The following is a 16,083-nucleotide window of genomic DNA, read 5'->3' on the forward strand; positions in this document are numbered from 1 at the left end:
AACACACCCTACAAAAATTTGATTTTTACTTTATAAATAACCTTTAGCTCAACTGTGCCACAAGTTGATTCTCCAAAAGTGTGTCATTTGTTAACAAGTCTTCAACGGTGATTCGCAAAAAGCGTTGCTCATCAACTTGAAAGAGGATTTTGATGCGATCGCTTCCAGGATATCCGGCTGGTGTCAATTGGGCAATTGTCCTCGCGCCTTCTTGATCGTTGAGGGGTTTGACGCTGGTTTCATTACCATCTAGACGGCGAGTAATTAAGCGATCGCCATCAAAATAAACTTCGGTGTTACCTGTATCTGCTCCCAATTCTCCCATAATTAACTCAATGCTGGGCTGATTTTCCACAGAAGCGCCTAAGACTAATTCCACTGCTTGACTCATCGGATATGCTTGTCCAGCTTTAATTAAAGAATGCCATTTGTGACGCTGGTTGCGACGATCCCAGTAGCGGATACCATAACTATGGTAGAGAAAGTCTTTGATTTGTATCCCTTGGGCTAACTGTAATGCACCTTGAGCTATCGCTTCAAAGGGACGTTCGCAACGGATTTTTTCTGGCTCAAAATACTGTTTTATCCATGTCTGCACTGCCGGCAATTGCACAGTTCCACCAACTAACAAAACTGCATTAATATCTGGAAGTTCTATCCCTTGGCGTCTTGCTTGCTGTAACAGTGTCGTCATCGACTCATCTAGTAACTCAAAAAATGCGTGTTCTTTGAGAATATCTTCAAAAGTATCGCGGTTTAATTCTAGTTCATAGCTTTCAAATGTCTCATCATCAAAATAAACTTCACTCGCTTGATTTTGAGTTGATAGCTGAATTTTTACTCGTTCTGCCAATCTTGTTGTCAACGGACTTACCGCCAACTCTTGAGTTTTGGCAAAGTAATCTACTAACCAATTATCAATATCAGTACCGCCTAAATTCTGCCCAGCTTTCGCCAGGACACGGGCAGTTTTGACTTTTTGTTTTGAATCTTCAGCCAGTGACTTATTACCCCACTTGAGGATAAATCCCAGCGGCTTGGTGGTTGCTTGCACGCCTCGATCCAATCGGACAAGAGACAAATCCAAAGTACCGCCACCAAAGTCAATTACCAAGAGAATTTCTTGATCTGCCAAGCCATAACCCAAGGCGGCGGCTGTGGGTTCATCCAGCATTCGCACTTGTTCGACGGGAAGGGATTGACAAACTTTCCCCAACCAGTGACGATAAGCTTCAAAACTGTCTACGGGTACGGTTAACACGAGAGAATCTAAGCCACCTTCCAGGGGTGCTAGTTGTTCAATTACTTGAGTGAGGAACCATTGCCCGACTTGTTCAAAGGTGACAATTTGCCCATCTAATTCGGGTAAAAAACCTTGAATATTTGCACCAATACCGCGTTTGAAGCTGCGGAAAAATCGCGTTTCGCCTTTGAGGTCAAAACCGCGATCGCGTACTTGTTGCCCGACTAAGACTTTATTTTGGGCTGCGTCTTCAACATAAACCAAGCTGGGAATCAGTGGCGGATTGAGACTTTGTTTAATTGATAAACCTGGTAGAGTCAAGGTTTCTGGCTGCTGGGTTACAGGGTTCCAACGAGCAATCACTGTGTTGCTAGTACCAAAATCGATTGCGATCGCCATATTTTATATTTATTCTCTCGCATGAAGATGCCAAAGCTGCTTTCTTTGTGATTATTCCTTGTAGTTCAAGGTCAAACCAACCATCACCGACAGCATTGGCTCCCAAAATCGCTGCCGTGATATTCACAGTCAGTCCATAGTCAGACACCAGGCGAGAAATAACAGGTTCCTGGTGATAATCCTTAGGAATTCTTAGTCGAATCCGTTTATTGGTAAGTGTATTGTCAGTAGCCATATCTGAGTTATTCTAATCCCTGATCGGGATTGGTACAGAACTACCCTTAACCTAATGGTAAATTCTTGATAGGTACTAGGTAGATTGCACCATATCCCATGATTTGCTTGTATCCTATTCAAAGAATAACTATAATCGCTTAATTTTTCTATTCAACATCTTTAATGTGGGTTTTCCGTTCCAGAATCTCTTTCAGCACTAGGGTTACTACTGCTAGCAACGCTAACAGTACAGCCGCCGAGAAAGCAGCTTCAGTTTCATATTGTTTGTAAGCATCTTCTACAAACAGTGGTAGGCTTTGGGTTTGGTCAGCAATGTTGCCAGATACCACTGAAACCGCTCCGAATTCACCCATTGCTCTGGCATTGGTCAAAATTAAACCGTAGAGTAAGCCCCAGCGGATACTGGGCAGAGTGACGCGCCAAAATATCTGCCAATCTTTCGCACCTAAAGTTCTAGCAGCTTCTTCTTGATCTTTGCCAAATTCCTCTAAAACAGGAATCACTTCCCGCGCCACAAAGGGCATACTCACGAAGGCTGTAGCCAACAACATACCTGGAAAGGCAAAGATAATCTTGATATCAAGTGCCTGGAGCCAAGGGCCAAACCACCCATTGCGTCCGTAAAGTAGCACAATCATTAATCCTGCGACTACGGGCGAAATTGAAAAGGGCAGGTCAATAATGCTCAATACTATGGCGCGTCCAGGGAATTTATGACGAGCGATCGCCCAAGCTGCACATAGCCCAAACACAGTATTCAAGGGCAGAGAAATCACAGCCAACAATAGCGTTAGCCAAGCTGCATGGAGAAAGGCTGGTAGCGTCAGGTTGGATAGAAATGGCCCAACTCCTTTGCTGAAGGCTTGGACAAAAACGTTGATTGCAGGGATGTATTGAACTAGGGCTAAATAGGCGATCGCTATCCCAATTAAAACTATTGGCACCCAACTCTTCTGCTCTTTAGGCTCGGCTGTATGTGTATCAGATGTAGATGAGTGAAAACTTGGCTTATCTAGTGTCATATCGCCTTGCCCATGCTTGTAAGAAATTAATTGCCAATAGCAGTACCAACGAAATTGATAGTAAAACTATGCCAATTACTGTTGCACCAGAATAGTCATACTGCTCTAAGCGTTGGAAAATCAGTACAGGTGCGATCAAGTCTTGATAGGGCGTATTGGAAGAGATAATCACAGTTGACCCATACTCCCCAACTGCACGAGAAAAACCCAAAGCAACACCAGTCAAAATCGTGGGAAATAAAGGTGGCAAAATCACCTTCCAAAATGTCTGCCATTGAGAAGCACCCAGACACCAGGCGGCTTCTTCAATTTCATGTTCCATTTCTTGAAGCACGGGTTGCACAGTTCTCACAATAAAAGGTAGTGAGATAAATATCATTGCCACCGCTACTCCGGTGCGGGTAAAAGACACCTTAATTCCCAGTGGTGCTAGTAGCGAACCTATCCAACCGTTATCGCTGTAAACTGTTGCCAGGGTTAGCCCTGCAACCGAAGTTGGTAGTGCAAATGGTAAATCCACTGTGGCGTCAATCAAACGCTTTAAGGGAAAGTCGTAGCGAACCAGAACCCAAGCAATTAGAGTTCCAAATATGCCATTCAGGAAAGCAGCGAATATTGCTGTAACAAAAGTTACGTTATATGTCGCTAATGCGATATCACTGGTTGCGATCGCCCAAAACCTAGATGGAGGTTCTGTACCTGCTTTCAGGAACATGGCAATTATGGGGATAAACAACATCACCGTCAGGTATCCAATGGTGATTCGCCAAGTCCAAGGAACCCGCCCCAATTTCTTCCAAAACGGTGTTTTGCGTTCAACTTCCACAGAAGGAGATACAGTCGTCATAGTCAAAAATTCAAAGTTTAAATTTCACAAGGAGCTTTTTGCCAGTGGTCGGTTGTTTTTTCTACTGACTACCGACCATTGGCTAATGACTAATTACTAATTACCGTTTATTTTTGGGCTTGAATCTTGTCAAACACGCCCCCATCTGCGAAGAACTTGTTATCAATTGCTTCCCAACTGCCAAAGTCTGCAACTGTACCCAAAGTTTTCACCTTGGGAAATTTATCTGTGACTTCTTTAGTTTGAGCTAAAGTCTCATCTACTGGTCGGAATCCCAATTTGACAAACTCTTGCTGTGCTTCTGGAGTGTAGAGGAATTTGACAAATCCTTCCGCAACTTCGCGGTTGCCATGCTTGTCAACGTTTTTGTCTACGACAGCGATCGGATTGTCAATGGATATATTCACGTCGGGAACGACATACTCAACTTTTTCGCCCTTTTGCTGTGCCAAAATAACTTCGTTTTCGTAGTTTATTAAGACATCTCCCTGTCCTTGCTTGGCGAATGTATCTGTAGCTTCCCGCGCATCTTTAGGCAAGATTGGCACATTTTTGTAAACTTTAGTCACAAATTCAGTAGCTTTAGCCTCATCGCCACCTGTTTTAATCACAGAATCCCATAGTGCTAAGAAATTCCACTTAGCAACGCCTGACGTTTTGGGATTAGCAGTAATCAATTTCACACCATCTTTGGCTAAATCTGGCCAGTTCTTGATACCTTTAGGATTGCCTGAACGAGTCACTAATGCTGCAACTGATTTGGAGACAATACCATTGTTGGGAACTTCTTTCTCCCATCCTGGCTGAATTAATCCAGCTTTCTCAATCTTTGAAGTGTCTCCAGCTAGTGCTAAGTGGACAACATCTGCTTCCAAACCATCGATAACAGCGCGAGTTTGAGAACCAGAACCGCCATAACTTTGTTTGAAGACGACAGTTTGATTATGATCTTTCTTCCACTGTTCTACAAACTTAGGAATAATAGCTTCGTGAGCGGCTTTGGTAACTGCAAAAGAAACTAGGGTTACTTCAACATTTTGCTTACTTGCAGCCACAGGACTAGCAGCAGGGGCTTCTGTAGAAGAATTATTCCCAGTTTCACCAGAGCAGGCGGCAAGTGCCACACTCAATAAGGTTCCTACCAAAAAGAGTGATACAAAGCCTTTGAGCGAATTTAGTCTGAACCTATAGGTTATATGTTCAGCAATCGCTTCTAATCTTTTCAGTTGGCGTTGCCACAAACTCATTCCATTTCCTCCACTAAATCTACAAATAATCGATGGGAATACAGTTATATACTGTTTATAATACTGGATGATTCAATATATGTAGTTGCAAACACCAAAAAACCTCACATTCTTTATCAAGAATATGGTGATTCTACCAGTTATGTGAGGAATTACAAATGCTTTTATTTTCAATTAGAAAGACGCGATAAATCGCCGTCTCTACAGAGAATTATCCGTCAATTACTTCTTGACAGACTACTAGTTTTGCGGTATACATTCAGCACCCAGAAGTCAGAAGTCAGAATTTAAAAGGAATGCAGCATGATTAGTACATTTATGTATCAAATTTTCTCCTAATTCTTTAACTATTCTGACTCCTGAATTCTTACGTTTTGCGTCAGAGCGCCCCGTTTATTCAACCACCTCATTCACAGGGAATCTATCAATCAACTGCATCGCCCGATAGGCATTTCGTTGGAAAGAGTCTGGCAAATGGGGAACGTGGGGTATTTGCGATAATAAATCCAACGTCCGGCGTAAAATTCTCACCACATCGCCTTCATCCAAGGTGGTGTTCTCGCAGAGTTCTGTCCACTCGATTCCTAGCGCCCATTGTTCCACTATGGCAATTAACTCAAATTCCAACCATATCGGTAGTGCTACGTTATAGCGCCGTTGTAGTTGGAACATTTGGCGACGAATTCCCCGCAATTTGGCTAAGGCTTCTGCAACTTCATTACTAAGCTCAAAGTTAACTTTGCTATCTGGACGGGGCGTTTCCATCACTAAAGCGGCGGCGGCGGCGGCTAAATGGTGCGGATCTAAGTTGTCCAATTCACCACTAGCGAATACTAAACCTAGCCACAATTCATTCTCGCCCCGAATGGCGGCAGCAATTCGTCCTAATTGGGTAGGAACTAAGTTATCTAAAGCGCCAAAGTGTTGCAGAATTGCGATTAAATTCAGAAACTCTTCCCAATGACGTTGTGACTGTTGCTCGACTTGCCCTTGCAACTGTTCAAGTTCGGCTTCTAGTTCGACATAGCGGGCCCGGCGCTTGAAAAGCGTGGCAGCATTGCCTGATTGATGTAGGGGATGAGCTTCTAATTGCTCTTGGACGGCGGTAGTGCGACTGAGTTGTTCTGCTACTTCTGGTGCTAGATGCAAAGATTCTATCGGATCAGGAATACGCACAGCGATCGCAAAGCTTTCTTCGTTACCACGGCGTGACTGTCCTGGCTTCAAGGGCATCTCTGGCGGTGGTAGTATATTCGGTGGCACCTCAATTCGCGGCAGTTCAGCGTACAAATCGACTACATCCCCTGTAGTTGCCACATACCAGCGGTTATCATGCCCCAAGCATACCAAGTAAGGAGCTTGACCAGAACCAGGCGATTTTCCTACTAACACTGCGGTTACTGGTGAAGACACTGTGATATTTTTGCCTTTGAGACTCAACAGAGTTCCTGACACTGCAAAGCCCAGCATCATCACCAATTCTTCTTGGCGATCTTCCTGTGCTTGCTCTTGCAAGGTCTTTAATATCTGTCGTTCCACTTTCAGGCGTTGCCGCAATTTTTCATAAATAGCCAGTTCATTTTCATCAACTGCGGCGATTTGCTCATGCAATTGAGCTAATTGTCTTTCAAGTTCGGCAATCTCGTCATATTCTGGTCTTAAATGCAAGGTCGCCATGTACTGCCCAAAACTGCGTTCTATCAGTTCCCTGGTTTGCTCTAGGGTATGGGTTTGCAGCAAGTTGAGTACCATGCCATAACTGGGCGTAAACTGGCTTACAAGGGGGTCTGGCTTGGATGTTCCCAAATACGCGGCTTCTTTGGCTCCTTCAAAGGGAGTTTGGACTGTCACCACATGACCTTGTTTATCCATCCCCCGGCGGCCTGCGCGTCCCGCCATTTGCAAGAATTCGGAAGCATTCAACAGGCGGTGTCCGGTGTCGGTACGCTTAGAAAGGGTAGAAATTACCGTTGTCCGGGCGGGCATATTAATTCCCGCTGCTAGTGTTTCGGTGGCGAATACCACTTTAATCAGCCCTTGCTGAAATAGTTCTTCTACCAGTGCTTTCCAAGCAGGCAGAATTCCGGCGTGGTGGGCAGCAATTCCCCGATACAAGGGTGCAATTTGTCCAGAACGCCCTGCTTCAGGGTTGCGGGCTAAAAAGTCATCAATCTGTTGCCGCAAAATCTGGGACTCTTCATTATTTACCAGCCATAAATCTCCCACTTCCGCCACTGCTTTATCACATCCCCGGCGGCTGAAGATAAAGTAAATCGCTGGGAGCATATCCCGTTGCTCTAACTGGCTCAAGGTATAAATGATACCAGGAGCTTCAGGTCTACCACTTCTCCCCCTGTCCCTTTCTCCCCCTCTCCCCTTCTTTTTCTGAAGGCGGGGGTTAATTTTGGTTTTGCTATCATTCAACAGGGGAAATAACCCTTTAGGATTGCAAAAGTGGAATTCTAAGGGGACTGGGCGAAAATCGGAGTAAATCAGGTCTGTTGGGCCATGAACGCGATTTAGCCAGTCGGTGAGTTGATCGCTATTAGCAACCGTTGCTGAGAGGGCTGCTAGTTGGACTTCACGGGGACAATAGATGATTGATTCTTCCCAAACTGTCCCACGCTGGCGATCGTTCATGTAGTGGCACTCATCAAGGATCACCGCTTCAACGTCTACCAATGAGATGCCGACTTGCCCAATGGGTGTGCCATAGAGCATATTTCGGAAAATTTCTGTGGTCATCACTAAAATCGGTGCATCCCTGTGAATGGAAGCATCTCCAGTTAACAGTCCGACTTGATCAAACCCGAATTTTTCTCGAAAGTCACGTAATTTTTGATTCGACAGCGCCTTTAGGGGAGTTGTGTAAAATACACGTTTTCCTCTCGCCAGGGCGCGATAAATGGCGTATTCTCCGACTAATGTTTTGCCCGAACCGGTGGGGGCACATACGACTACTGAGCGTCCGGCGTTCAGGGACGCGATCGCTTCTTTTTGAAACTGATCCAGTTCAAAGGGGAATATAGTCCCTAAGTCAAGTTCTGGAGACGGTGCAGGATAATTCACTCAATCACATTTGCAACCAGATTGTTTACTATACTAACGAGTCTTTTGTCAACTTCGTTATTAGTCATTACTCATTTGTCCTTTGTCACTTGTTCTTTGCAAATGACCAATGACTAATGACTAATGACTCTTTATTATTTTCCCAGCTCTTGCGATCGCTCTGTGGCAGCTTTGACTGCTTCAATTAAAGCTGAACGAAATCCTGCCTGTTCTAGCTTGGCAATTCCCGCAATGGTTGTACCGCCAGGGCTAGTAACGCGATCTTTGAGTTCTGCTGGGTGCATTTTGGTTTCATGCAACAGTTTCGCTGTTCCCAGTACGGTTTGCAAGGCTAGTTGATTAGCAATTGCTCTAGGTAAACCTGCGGCTACTCCGCCATCAGCAAGTGCTTCTACTAATAGTGCCACGTAAGCCGGGCCACTACCAGATAGCCCTGTGACTGCATCCATAAGCCCTTCTGATACTTCCACCACTTCGCCCACAGCAGAAAAAACTTGCTGTGCTATTTGGTGATGCTTGGCATTGGTATATGCACCTAAACAAATCGCAGTAACTCCTGCTCCCACAGTTGCAGGGGTGTTGGGCATTGCTCTAATCACTGGCAATTGCACAAATGCAGCTTCCAGCTGATTTAAAGGCACACCCGCCAATATGGAAATGATCAGCGGTGATTGTTCTCTATTAAGAATATCAATATCTGCTAATTCTTGAGCGATCGCACTAAACACCTGCGGCTTCACTGCCAAAAAGACAACTTCTTTTGCTTCAGTGAAAACCCGAGTATTATCTGTCGTCACGACAACATCGTATTGCTGTTTTAAGAAATCTAGGCGTGAAGATAGCGGTTCGCTAACTATGACTTCTGATGCTTGATAAATTCCACGCGTGATAAGGCGGGATAAGAGTGCTTCTCCCATTACCCCACCACCAATTAAGCCAAATTTTATAGTCATTGATCATTAGTCATTAGGCATTAGTCATCAGTCGTTTGTCATTTGTCACTATGATCAAAACCCAGGACAAATGACAAAGGACAAAGGACTAATAACTAATTTAACTTTATTGTGCCATCCGATTAGTTTCGTTGCCCCAACTTTGATTTGAAGGGCCTGTTGTAGGACGAGAGGGACGTGCTGGTGGTTGTGGGACTTCATGAAGAACGCCACCTTGGGTGCTAACTTGGACACAACTTGGTGTAAACAAAAAGATGCTCTCACCGATGCGCTCTTGATGTCCATCTAGTGCGTAAGTACCACCCGCAACAAAATCTACTGCTCGTTGAGCTTGATCTGGGTCCATGATTGTCAGATTTAATACCACTGACTTGCGTTCTCGCAGCGCTTGAATTGCCTGGGGCATTTCTTCAAATGTGCGTGGTTCGAGTACCAAAACTTCCGAAATTCCGTTAATTGCTCCTGGCATACCAATCACATTCCCCATTGGCTTTTGACCTGTTGCTATATCATCTCCCATTGTAGGCACTGGTTCCCGCCAGCGTCGATTTTGAGCGGCTGTGCTTTCTTGTGGTGCTGGTTGGGGATTTTCTTGCTGATACAGATTTTGGTAATTATTGTCTGTTTCTGGTTCTTCTTCGTAATACTCGTATTCCACTTGCTCATTTAGACCCACAAAGTCTCTGAGTTTGGAAAAAATGTTGTTCATTCTGTGTGTACTCTCCTGGTGCGAATAACCAATATTTACTTGGCTGAGGATTAGTTGAGATAGGAGCTATCGCTACATCGGTGGATACTTCAGCAAGTGTATTGCTAGTTGTAGCCCATACTACGGGTTTTGGCGATGAACTGACACTTATTGGAAAGGTCTGTGCATCGCCTAAACATAATAATGAGTCAAGATTATATCCTAAGGTTTATCCGAAGGAAACTTCTTTATACCCTATTTTGCCTTGGCGATTGCTCTTGTCAATACTATATCCTTTGTTTCCAATTGCACCAGTCTGTTACAAAATTCTTGTCAACAAATCCTGATCTCTATTAATACCGTCCTCAAAGGCTGATGATTAATCGGCTAAGAGCGATCGCCAAATAATATGGTTCCTAATCGCACCATCGTTGCACCTGCTTGCACTGCCAGTTCGTAGTCGCCTGACATACCCATAGATAGATGCTGCATTTTAATATGCGACCAATTTTGCTCCTGGATTTCTTTTGCTAGCTCACGATTGCGATTAAACACATTAAGAATTTCGGAATCATTTAATCCGGAAGGCGGAATTGTCATCAAACCTTGAATTTGTAAACTTTTGTATTGATTGAGTGTGGGTAAATCAGCCAAAAGTTCTGGCACACTCCAACCAGACTTGTTGGGATCGGGGAGAATTTTCACTTGCAGGCAAACCTGGGGAGTCACTCCTAGCTGTTGCGCCAATTGGTCTAAGCGCTGTGCCAGCTTCAAATTATCCACGGAGTGAATCCAAGGGAAATGCTCGATGGCTTTTTTGGCTTTATTGCTTTGCAAATGTCCAATAAAGTGCCAGGTAATATCCGGTAAGTCTTGCAACTCGGCTTGTTTACTGGCAGCTTCTTGGATACGACTCTCCCCGAAATCACGAATTCCTGCGGTGTATGCAGACCGAATGGCCTGGGCAGAAACTTGTTTGCTAACGGCAATCAATTTGACTGAAGTTGGCAGTGAGGAGCGAATGGAAAGAATACGTTCGGAAATCGAACTGTTCATTGGAAGGTGCGCTGGAAAACACTCTGAAGCTGATCGTACTCCTGAGAATGCCCACTGCGCCGCAGGGTACGTAAGCGATTTTCCAACATCATTCTCGCCTCAGTACGTCCTAGAGACTGGAATTTGACACCTTTAACGTCATTTGCCACCAAAAAAAATAAGCGCTGGGCATAAAGTGTGGTGAACAAATCCTGGTTTTCATCAACCATACAGATTTTGTAGAGTAAACCCCAAGTTGGATGGTTTATGTAAGTTTCTGCGTTTTCTGGATTCATTTAAGAGTCAAGGTGTTGTCAAGGTGGGAGTATATATATCTTTTCGCAGTGAATTCCAAACATTCAGACGATAATACCAACATTCGCCAGAATATTTGCTTAAAATGCGAAACTGCGGTTACGAAGACCTTGATCTAGTTTCTAATGGGCAGATGAAGCTAGTGGTAGTGAAGCGGAATGGTACAACAGAAGCCGCGAAGCGTAGATTCAGAGAGTAGAGGCTGGTTGATAAACATCACCATCTGCTTTGGTGATTTCAATTTACCAATCTGTAGGGACAAGGCACAAAATAGTCCTGATCTTCTGGTTGAAAGTTCGGCTTGGCAAGGAAAAACATCCTTTGAAGTTTCCAAAGGCAACAGCGAATTTTTCAACTTCTTTCCATACTGCCACAACTGTCGCTGAATGGCACAAAATTGGGGAGTAGGGATTGGGTACTGGGGATTGGGTACTGGGGATTGGGTACTGGGGACTGGAAAGAAAACTACCATTTATGCAAAAGGTCTATTGATTATCCAGTATTTTCAGTGGTGGAATTTGTGCCTGAGCGTTGTGCAGAGATTCATAAGGGTGTCGGTCAAAAATATTGAGATTAGTTTGTAGTGTTCGAGTAAGGCTGGTTAATAGCTAAAATCTATAGGAAATGCTAGGGGATCAATTTTGTGAGGTTAAGGCAAGAGACGCGATGAATCGCCGTCTCTACAATAATCAGTCTTTGCTAGAGACGGCAATTTAATGTTTTACTTCTGATTCCTGAATTCTGACTCCTGAATTCTGAATTCTGTTGTATTACCTCTTACCATTATTCGGGGCAAAATTATACCTGAGTTCCTATAGTTACCCGTATTCCCCAGAATAATATTAAAGTTGCGATCGCAAGCCAGTCACGCCCTTTTAATCGTAAGTCGTGCCACTGGACTCGATGCTCATTGGGACTGGTAAAACCTCGTACCATCATTGCATTCGCCATTTGATCGGCTCGTAAGAGCAGATTTTCCAAAAGTCTCTCTGCAACTGTCATCCAAACCTTGAATGCTCCTTTTAATCCCAGCTTTTTCCAATTAATTGCCCTTGTCATCACGGAACGGAATAAATTTTGCACTTCTTCTAAAACTAGGGGAATAAAGCGCAAAGACAAGGTTAAAGTTAAAGCAATTTCTGTGACGGGCAACTTGAAGCGTCGCAAGGGTTGCATTAGGCTTTCTATCCCAGATGTGATTTCTTCTGGTGCGGTTGTCAACAGATATAGGTTAGTACTATAAATTACAGTAAATATAAGTGTACTCAGGCGTACTGCCAAACTTAAGGAGTAGCGAGTCACTTTGACTGGGCCTTTGTGAAATAGCACGTAGCTGTATTCTTTTTTCTCAGCTGCTGGCTCTTGAACAAGATTATTGGAGTTTGCTTGCTGGGTTAAGATTTGTTCATTAGCTGGTAAGCGTGGCTGATGATTTACACCCATTCCATCAGGACTTATGGCTGCGATCGCTAAGATAAAAAACGATAGCATTAACAGCCAGCCCATTTGCTGCTGCCATACTCGTCGGGGAATTCTCGCAATCAAGGTGGCAATAATTAATACTACCACTAGCAGCACACGCCAAAGGTTGTTGGCCAAAACATAGCTTGTTAAAAAGCTCATCAACCAGGCGAACTTGACTCGCGGATCAATTTTATGCAGCCAAGTTTGGGGTTGTTCTAGATAAAGTCCAAGTGGCAGCGATCGCAATAAATCCATTTTAGAGTTAGGAGTGAAGAATGACGAGTTAGGAGTTTTGACTTTAACTCATAACTCTTGTACAGACGCGATGAATCGCGTCTCTCTTGTACAGACGCAATTAATCGCATCTCTCTTGTACAGACGCGATGAATCGCGTCTCCTAACTTATTTTGACGCGAGTTGCCCTGTTAACATTACCACTTTCAGCATCACGGACTTTTTTGCTCCGCCACAGTAAGATAATCGGTGTGCCTTTAAATCCTAGCTGTTGCCTAAATTGCCGTTCAATGTAGCGGCGGTAGTTGTCGTTGAAGCGTTTAGAATCATTGACAAATAGTGCGATCGTTGGTGGTTGGCTACTAACTTGTGTACCATAATAAATCTTGCCCTGACGCCCACCGCGAGATGCTGGCGGTGAATGCCAACTGACGGCATCTGTTAAAACTTCGTTAATTACTGATGTGCTGACACGGCGTTTGTGTGATTCAGCCGCCGTTTTCACCAATTCGAGAATCTTTTCTACCCGTTGTCCTGACAAGGCACTCACAAAAATTGTTTCTGCCCATTCGGTAAAATGTAACCGTGATTGCAGAGTTTTTTCGTAGTCGTAGATTGTGTAAGAGTCTTTTTCGACGGCATCCCACTTATTAACGACGATGATGCAAGCTCGACCTTCCTCGATAATCCGCCCAGCTAATTTTTGGTCTTGCTCAGTAACTCCATCTACAGCATCTATTACTAATAAAACCACATCAGCGCGGCGAATCGCTTTGAAAGCACGGTTAATACTAAAGAATTCCGTGCCGTATTCGATGTGTTTCTTTTTGCGGATACCGGCAGTGTCAATCAAGCGATAAGTTTGTCCATCCCGTTCAATAACGGTATCAATAGCATCGCGGGTTGTGCCGGAAATTGGGCTGACAATTGCCCTTTCTTCCCCGACAAAAGAATTGAGTAAGCTCGATTTGCCCACATTCGGGCGTCCCACAATTGCTACTTTTATTTCATTTGTTTCTGGGATGTCTTCAACAGCAGGTATGTGATTAATTAACTCGTCGAGTAACTCTCCTGTACCACTGCCATGAATTGCGGAGATGGCGTAAGGTTCGCCCAATCCCAATTCCCAAAATTCGGCAGCTTGCATTAAGCCTTGTTCTGGGGATTCACATTTATTTACAGCTAGTAGTACAGGTACGCGTTGTTGGCGCATCCATTCGGCGATTTCTAAATCTGCCGATGTGGGGCCTGTTTGACCATCGACTACAAAAATAGCGCCACATGCTTCTGCAAGGGCTGTCATTGCCTGTTGGCGAATCAGTGGTAAAAATTCGGTATCATCATTAAAAACTAAACCACCAGTGTCTACCACTAAAAATTCGCGGCCATTCCAGAAAGCCGGCATGTAAGTGCGATCGCGTGTCACTCCCGGTTCATCATGGACAATCGCCGTTTGTTCCCCGGCGAGTCGATTAACCAGGGTGGATTTGCCCACATTTGGGCGTCCGATAATTGCAACAATTGGCAGTGCCATAAAACCAGGGTAAGTGAGAGACGTAGTATATCATGTACTTACATTTTACTCACTTTAAACTTGAAGTTTTAATTTAATTTTTGGGGACTGGGGACTAGGGACTGGGTATTGGGGACTAGGAAAGAAAAGATGAGTAAGATTTGCTTGGATTCCAATGCCCACCTATTCAGTGATGTCATGCTTTTAAAAATAAAAAAGGTAGGATTTCCTACCTTTTACCCAAAAAAAGCATTTTGTAACCAAATACCAAATTAAATATCACACACGCTTTTGACGTATCGATTGCAAACCTATGACGAAGTTGTGACGTTTAATTTGTAGCTGATTTCGCGATTGCTCCCAGTTGCAACCCCAGTGGATAACTTCCTTCTTCCTTGATGCGCTTAATTTCAGCATCGGTTATCCGTAAATTTAACTTTTGTGCCAGCGATCGCACAATATCTCCCCGATCAATTACACCAGCTACAGCACCAGCGGGAGAAAGCACGGTAATTCTAGGTAACTGCTCATTTTCTAGCTTGTTAATTACCTCAGCCATCGATGTTGATTCTGCAACGGTAGGTATTTCTGTCAATGGACGTACTATGCTGTGTAAGGTTTCGGTTTCCCATTGACTCCTTTGGGTTAAACGGAAATCGTCAATGGAAACTAGACCCCGATAACGTCCATCAGAAGCAGCAAAATAAACCTGTGAGGGAGCGGTTTCCAAGAGGTATAAATCGGCAAAGGAGCGTAATGTCTGGTCAGCATCAATAACTCTAAAATCACGGGTCATTGCATCGGACGCCACCACCTTGAGTAGGCTTTCTTGCAATGTAGTCATGTTGTCATAGTTGCTGGCATTGCGGACAGCAAACCAACCTAACAGCGCAATCCACAAACCAACTACTAACTCCCTTGTCACGAAATCTACAACAAATCCTAAAGCGATCGCAGCATAACCCAATATTTGCCCCGCCTTTGCAGCCCAGTGTACGGCTTGAAAGCGATTACCTGTTATTTGCCATAGTGCTGCTTTTAACACTTGCCCCCCATCTAGAGGTAAGCCGGGAATCAGGTTAAATAGAGCCACCACCAAGTTAATTCTCGCCAAATCTCCAACCATGACACTAAGAGGATTAGTCTCAGGTATCACAATAGTTAATAGCTGGAGCAAGAAAAATAGGATGATACTGACCAAAGGCCCAGCGATCGCAACTTGAAAAGCTTTGAGAGGAGTTTTAGATTCTTCTTCAATAGCAGCAATCCCGCCAAACATAAATAGAGTAATTGAATTAACTCTAATGCCTTGCGATCGGGCTACTAAGCTATGACCCAACTCATGTAACAATACTGAACCAAATAGCAGCAGTGCCATAACTATTCCAGCACTCCAAGCTATAAGATTCCCCCATTCCTGATAAGCTACCCCAAAATTGAGGGTTGCCAACCCTAAAATCACAAACCATAATGGGTCTAAAAATAGGGGAATTCCAAATAAAGACCCAATTCTCCAATTTGTTTGCATTACATTGTCCTAAAACTAAATATTGCCAGTAGTTTTTATACTGGAATACTACGCATACTTGTATACAAATTTATTATTAAGCATCAATTCGGTAGTGCCGAATGACGCAATGCTCTTACTTTCTAGAATAGACAATTAATGGCTGCTAGTTGTGGGCATTGGTCATTGGGCATTCAAAAGAGGCAGAGGGGTAGGGAGCAGGGAGCAGAGCCAATACGGTTCGGTTAAGGCAAGAGACGCGATAAATCGCCGTCTTTACAAGAATCAGTCCTTTGTAGAGACGGCGATT

Annotated in this window: 14 protein-coding genes; all 14 read right to left on the bottom strand. The window is 44.0% G+C overall.

What is annotated here, in order from left to right:
• Positions 1-43 precede the first annotated feature (43 nt).
• The 14 genes from ABF638_RS21485 to ABF638_RS21550 all read right to left on the bottom strand — a co-directional run bounded on the left by ABF638_RS21485 (position 44) and on the right by ABF638_RS21550 (position 15,794).
• Complete coding sequence (locus ABF638_RS21485; RefSeq protein WP_435025008.1) at positions 44-1,642, bottom strand: Hsp70 family protein; 1,599 nt, start codon at positions 1,640-1,642, stop codon at positions 44-46.
• A complete protein-coding gene (locus tag ABF638_RS21490) occupies positions 1,614-1,877 on the bottom strand; it encodes an NIL domain-containing protein (RefSeq protein WP_435025009.1) in 264 nt (87 codons plus the stop codon). The genes ABF638_RS21485 and ABF638_RS21490 overlap by 29 nt, the downstream gene beginning before the upstream one ends.
• A gap of 148 nt (positions 1,878-2,025) precedes the next feature.
• Positions 2,026-2,901, bottom strand: coding sequence for a sulfate ABC transporter permease subunit CysW (cysW, locus tag ABF638_RS21495; protein ID WP_435025010.1), 876 nt, complete (start codon positions 2,899-2,901; stop codon positions 2,026-2,028).
• Positions 2,888-3,748: a sulfate ABC transporter permease subunit CysT gene (cysT, locus tag ABF638_RS21500; protein ID WP_435025011.1), complete on the bottom strand. Its 861-nt coding sequence runs from the start codon at positions 3,746-3,748 to the stop codon at positions 2,888-2,890. Before cysT ends, cysW begins: the two co-directional genes overlap by 14 nt.
• A gap of 107 nt (positions 3,749-3,855) precedes the next feature.
• Positions 3,856-4,995, bottom strand: coding sequence for a sulfate ABC transporter substrate-binding protein (locus tag ABF638_RS21505; protein WP_435025012.1), 1,140 nt, complete (start codon positions 4,993-4,995; stop codon positions 3,856-3,858).
• 393 nt (positions 4,996-5,388) lie between these two features.
• A complete protein-coding gene (locus tag ABF638_RS21510) occupies positions 5,389-8,064 on the bottom strand; it encodes a DEAD/DEAH box helicase (protein ID WP_435025013.1) in 2,676 nt (891 codons plus the stop codon).
• 134 nt (positions 8,065-8,198) lie between these two features.
• On the bottom strand, positions 8,199-9,017 hold the full coding sequence (proC, locus tag ABF638_RS21515) for a pyrroline-5-carboxylate reductase (RefSeq protein WP_435025014.1): 819 nt from the start codon (positions 9,015-9,017) through the stop codon (positions 8,199-8,201).
• A gap of 106 nt (positions 9,018-9,123) precedes the next feature.
• The gene (locus ABF638_RS21520) at positions 9,124-9,726 is read right to left on the bottom strand and encodes a cell division protein SepF (protein WP_435025015.1); all 603 of its coding nucleotides are present in this window, start codon (positions 9,724-9,726) and stop codon (positions 9,124-9,126) included.
• Positions 9,727-10,092: 366 nt separating this feature from the next.
• Entirely contained in the window at positions 10,093-10,761 is a 669-nt protein-coding gene (locus ABF638_RS21525; protein ID WP_435025016.1) for a YggS family pyridoxal phosphate-dependent enzyme, read from the bottom strand.
• Positions 10,758-11,036, bottom strand: coding sequence for a transcriptional coactivator PipX (pipX, locus tag ABF638_RS21530; protein WP_069068710.1), 279 nt, complete (start codon positions 11,034-11,036; stop codon positions 10,758-10,760). Before pipX ends, ABF638_RS21525 begins: the two co-directional genes overlap by 4 nt.
• A 158-nt stretch (positions 11,037-11,194) precedes the next feature.
• Positions 11,195-11,527 (bottom strand): hypothetical protein, encoded by a 333-nt coding sequence (locus ABF638_RS21535; protein ID WP_435025017.1) that lies wholly within the window; start codon positions 11,525-11,527, stop codon positions 11,195-11,197.
• Between the two features lie 326 nt (positions 11,528-11,853).
• Positions 11,854-12,774, bottom strand: a complete 921-nt coding sequence (locus ABF638_RS21540; protein ID WP_435025018.1) for an energy-coupling factor transporter transmembrane component T family protein — start codon at positions 12,772-12,774, stop codon at positions 11,854-11,856.
• Between the two features lie 142 nt (positions 12,775-12,916).
• Complete coding sequence (der, locus tag ABF638_RS21545; protein WP_435025019.1) at positions 12,917-14,287, bottom strand: ribosome biogenesis GTPase Der; 1,371 nt, start codon at positions 14,285-14,287, stop codon at positions 12,917-12,919.
• Positions 14,288-14,597: 310 nt separating this feature from the next.
• A complete protein-coding gene (locus ABF638_RS21550; RefSeq protein WP_435025020.1) occupies positions 14,598-15,794 on the bottom strand; it encodes a site-2 protease family protein in 1,197 nt (398 codons plus the stop codon).
• Positions 15,795-16,083 lie beyond the last annotated feature (289 nt).

The sequence above is a fragment of the Nostoc sp. CALU 1950 genome (genome assembly GCF_051172895.1).
Classification (GTDB): Bacteria; Cyanobacteriota; Cyanobacteriia; order Cyanobacteriales; family Nostocaceae; genus Nostoc; species Nostoc edaphicum_A.

Excerpts from the sequence above, each read along its gene's own strand:
- der (WP_435025019.1), bottom strand. The coding sequence starts at position 14,287 with ATGGCACTGCCAATTGTTGCAATTATCGGACGCCCAAATGTGGGCAAA.
- ABF638_RS21550 (WP_435025020.1), bottom strand. The coding sequence starts at position 15,794 with ATGCAAACAAATTGGAGAATTGGGTCTTTATTTGGAATTCCCCTATTT.
- cysW (WP_435025010.1), bottom strand. The coding sequence starts at position 2,901 with ATGACACTAGATAAGCCAAGTTTTCACTCATCTACATCTGATACACAT.
- ABF638_RS21535 (WP_435025017.1), bottom strand. The coding sequence starts at position 11,527 with ATGGTAGTTTTCTTTCCAGTCCCCAGTACCCAATCCCCAGTACCCAAT.
- cysT (WP_435025011.1), bottom strand. The coding sequence starts at position 3,748 with ATGACGACTGTATCTCCTTCTGTGGAAGTTGAACGCAAAACACCGTTT.
- ABF638_RS21490 (WP_435025009.1), bottom strand. The coding sequence starts at position 1,877 with ATGGCTACTGACAATACACTTACCAATAAACGGATTCGACTAAGAATT.
- proC (WP_435025014.1), bottom strand. The coding sequence starts at position 9,017 with ATGACTATAAAATTTGGCTTAATTGGTGGTGGGGTAATGGGAGAAGCA.
- ABF638_RS21520 (WP_435025015.1), bottom strand. The coding sequence starts at position 9,726 with ATGAACAACATTTTTTCCAAACTCAGAGACTTTGTGGGTCTAAATGAG.
- ABF638_RS21485 (WP_435025008.1), bottom strand. The coding sequence starts at position 1,642 with ATGGCGATCGCAATCGATTTTGGTACTAGCAACACAGTGATTGCTCGT.
- ABF638_RS21525 (WP_435025016.1), bottom strand. The coding sequence starts at position 10,761 with ATGAACAGTTCGATTTCCGAACGTATTCTTTCCATTCGCTCCTCACTG.
- ABF638_RS21505 (WP_435025012.1), bottom strand. The coding sequence starts at position 4,995 with ATGAGTTTGTGGCAACGCCAACTGAAAAGATTAGAAGCGATTGCTGAA.
- ABF638_RS21540 (WP_435025018.1), bottom strand. The coding sequence starts at position 12,774 with ATGGATTTATTGCGATCGCTGCCACTTGGACTTTATCTAGAACAACCC.
- pipX (WP_069068710.1), bottom strand. The coding sequence starts at position 11,036 with ATGAATCCAGAAAACGCAGAAACTTACATAAACCATCCAACTTGGGGT.